Annotated in this window: 2 protein-coding genes and 1 pseudogene; all 3 read left to right on the top strand. The window is 74.4% G+C overall.

The window, feature by feature from the left end; translation table 11 throughout:
* A pseudogene (gene fbiC / locus ASG00_RS18285) lies at nt 1-1,191 on the top strand (7,8-didemethyl-8-hydroxy-5-deazariboflavin synthase); the annotation flags it as partial.
* Nucleotides 1,188-2,714 (top strand): flavin-containing monooxygenase, encoded by a 1,527-nt coding sequence (locus ASG00_RS11535; protein ID WP_235557470.1) that lies wholly within the window; start codon nt 1,188-1,190, stop codon nt 2,712-2,714. The pseudogene fbiC and the gene ASG00_RS11535, both read left to right, overlap by 4 nt.
* A partial coding sequence (locus ASG00_RS18280) for a TIGR03557 family F420-dependent LLM class oxidoreductase (protein WP_235559524.1) occupies nt 2,711-3,322 on the top strand: 612 nt, incomplete at its 3' end. The genes ASG00_RS11535 and ASG00_RS18280, both read left to right, overlap by 4 nt.

The following is a 3,322-nucleotide window of genomic DNA, read 5'->3' as shown; positions in this document are numbered from 1 at the left end:
CCCGCGGTCGCGAGGCTCGCCGACCCCGACTCGGGGCTCGCCGGTGACGCGGCGCCCGCACTCCGTCGCTGCGGCGCCCCGGCGGCATCACGGCGCAGCGGCGGCGACCTCGCCCGACTCGCGGAGGCCGCGGCATCCGCCCCCGGAGACCTCGACGACGGCGACTGGGTGCGCCTGCTGACCGCGACCGGGTCCGGCCTCGACACCCTCACCGCGACCGCCGACGACGTGCGGCGCTATACGGTCGGCGAGACGGTCAGCATCGTCGTGAACCGCAATCTCACCTCCACCGGGTTCCGGGCGGTCGCGACCGGCGAGCCCGGCACGTTCACGCTCGACGACGTCGCGGCGATCACCACCGACGCGTGGGACCTCGGCGCGACGGAGATCTGCGTGCAGGGGCGGGTGGCGGCATCCGAAGATCCCCGCGCCTATCTCGACATCGCCCGCACCGTGCACGAGACGGCGCCCCGCCTGCACCTGCACGCCTACCGCCCGCAGGACGTCTGGGATCTCGCCGACCGCGGCGGGCTCGGTCTCGACGGTGCCCTGGCGGCACTCCGGGACGCGGGCGTGCGCAGCGTACCCGGCACCGGCGTCAAGGTGCTGAGCGAGCGGGTGCGACGGGCGGCGTTCGACGGCGACCTCGAGATCGACCGGTGGGAGACGGGCATCCGCGCCGCGCACGCGCACGGCTTCCGCTCGACGTCGGTGCTGTTCTACGGCCACGTCGAGACCGCCGGCGAGCGCGTCGCGCATCTGCGTCGCCTGCGTGAGCTGCAGGCGGATGCCGCGGCCGCCGGCAGCGGCGGCGGCTTCACCGAGTTCGTGCCGATCCCGCTTCCCGCGCCGCTCGGCGGCGTGCCGCTCGTCGCCGGCCGCGCCCCGATCGACGAGCATCGCGCGATGGTCGCGGTCTCGCGCCTGCTGCTGACGGGCAGTATCCCCCACGTACAGGTGCCCTGGACGCGGCTCGGAATCGCGGCGACCGCCGTGCTGCTGCGCTCGGGCGGCGACGACCTCGGCGGCACCCTGCTGGATGGACGCGTGCGCCCCGATGCCAGCGTCGAGCAGGGGCTCGAGCTGCCGATCCCCGAGGCCGCGCGGCTCGCCGCGTCGCTGCTGCGACCGTTCCGGCAGCGAACGACCGACTACCGCGAGCCCGATGCCGAGCGGAAGGCGGCCCGGTGACGGCGACGCGGGTGCTCATCGTCGGCGCGGGCTTCTCGGGGCTCGCCGCCGCGTTCGCGCTGCGCGACGAGGGGCATGACGTCACCGTCATCGAGCGGGCGGCGAGCGCCGGCGGTACGTGGCGGGACAACGTCTATCCCGGCATCGCGTGCGACGTGCCGTCGCGGCTCTACCAGCTGCGCTCGCACCTGAGCGGCGCGTGGACGCGCGAGTTCGCGCCGGGTGAGGAGATCCGCACCTACCTCGAGCAGGTCGCCGCCGAGCTCGGCGACGCCCTGCGCTACGACACCCCGATGACGGCCGCGACCTGGGACGCGGGCGCGTCGCTGTGGCGGGTCTCGACCGGCGGCGCCTCGCCGGCGCAGCTCGAGGCGGACGCCCTCGTGCTCGCGTGCGGCCGGCTGACCGAGCCGCGCATCCCCGAGATCGAGGGACTCGCGAGCTTCCCCGGGCCGATCTTCCACTCGGCCCGCTGGCGCGACGACGTCGACCTCACCGGAGCCCGCGTCGCGGTCATCGGCTCCGGCGCGAGCGCCGTGCAGCTCGCCCCCGAGATCGCGAGACGCGGCGCCCGGGTGACCCTCTTCCAGCGCACGCCCGCGTGGATCGTCCCGCGCGGCGGGCGCACCTACGACGCCGACGAGCGAGCGGCCCTCGATGCCGACCCCGACGCGGTGCAGGCCGCGTACGACGCGCTCTACCGCGAAGGCGAGGAACGCTTCGCGTCGCGGTCGGGGGATGCCGCGGCATCCGCGCGCGCCCACGCGGCCGCCCTCGACCACCTCGCCGCGCAGGTGCCCGACGAGACGCTGCGGGCGGCGCTGACGCCGGCGTACGCGTTCGGCTGCACCCGTGTGCTGCTCTCGGACGACTTCTACCCGTCGATCGCGTCGGGTCTCGTCGACCTCGAGCCGTCGGCGCTCACCGAGGTCTCGGGCACGACGCTGACCGCCGCGAGCGGACGACGCATGGATGCCGACGTCATCGTGCTGGCGACCGGTTTCGCCGCCGCCGAGCAGCCCTATGCCGAGCTCGTCACCGGTGAGCACGGCACCCTTGCGGCTCACTGGGCGACCGGCATGACCTCGTTCGCCTCGACGGTGGTCACCGGCTTCCCGAACCTGTTCGTGCTCAACGGCCCGAACGCCTCGCTCGGGCACAACTCCTCGGTGCTCATGGCCGAGCAGCAGGCCCGGTACGCCGCCCGCGCCCTGCGCGAGCACCCTGCCGTGCGGCGGGTGCGCCCCGAGGCCGAGACCGCCTACACCGCCGCGATCGACGCCGCCGCCGCCGCGACGCCGTGGCTGACCGGCGGATGCCGCAACTGGTACGTCGATCCGCGTTCTGGCCGCCTGACGCTGCTGTGGCCGGCGCCCGTCGACGCGTTCCGGCGCGTGCTCGACGGCGCGACCGGCGCCGAGTTCGAGCCGCCGCACGAGCTCGTCGGCGCCGCCGGCGACGGTGCGGCATCCGTCATCGACTCGACCCCCGACTCCGACACGTCCACGATGGGAGCATCATGACCATTCCCCTGCGCCTCGGCTACAAGGCCTCCGCCGAGCAGTTCGGCCCCGGCCAGCTCGCCGACTTCGCCGTGCTCGCCGAAGAGGTCGGCTTCGACTCGGTGTTCATCAGCGACCACTTCCAGCCGTGGATGCACGAGGGCGGCCACGCACCGGCGGCGATCCCGTGGCTCGGCGCCGTGGGGGCCCGCACCTCGCGGGTGCTGCTGGGCACCTCGGTGCTCACCCCCACGTTCCGCTACCACCCGGCGGTCATCGCGCAGGCATTCGCGACGTTGGGGCTGCTGAACCCTGGCCGCATCGTGCTCGGCGTCGGCACCGGCGAGGCGCTCAACGAGGTGACACTCGGCCTCGACTGGCCCGAGCCGCCCGAGCGCTTCCAGCGCCTCAAGGAGTCGATCACGCTCATCCGCGAGCTGTGGTCGGGCGAGCGCGTCACGTTCGACGGGCAGTTCTACTCGGTGACCGACGCCACCGTCTACGACCGTCCCGACGAGCTCGTGCCGATCTACATCGGCGCCGCCGGTCCCGCCGCCACGAAGCTCGCGGGCCGAATCGCCGACGGCTTCATCACCACGAGCGGCAAGGACCCGGCCCTCTACGTCGAC

The organism is Microbacterium sp. Leaf351 (genome assembly GCF_001423825.1).
GTDB classification, from domain to species: domain Bacteria; phylum Actinomycetota; class Actinomycetes; order Actinomycetales; family Microbacteriaceae; genus Microbacterium; species Microbacterium ginsengisoli.
This window is presented reverse-complemented; position numbering and strand designations above follow the sequence as displayed.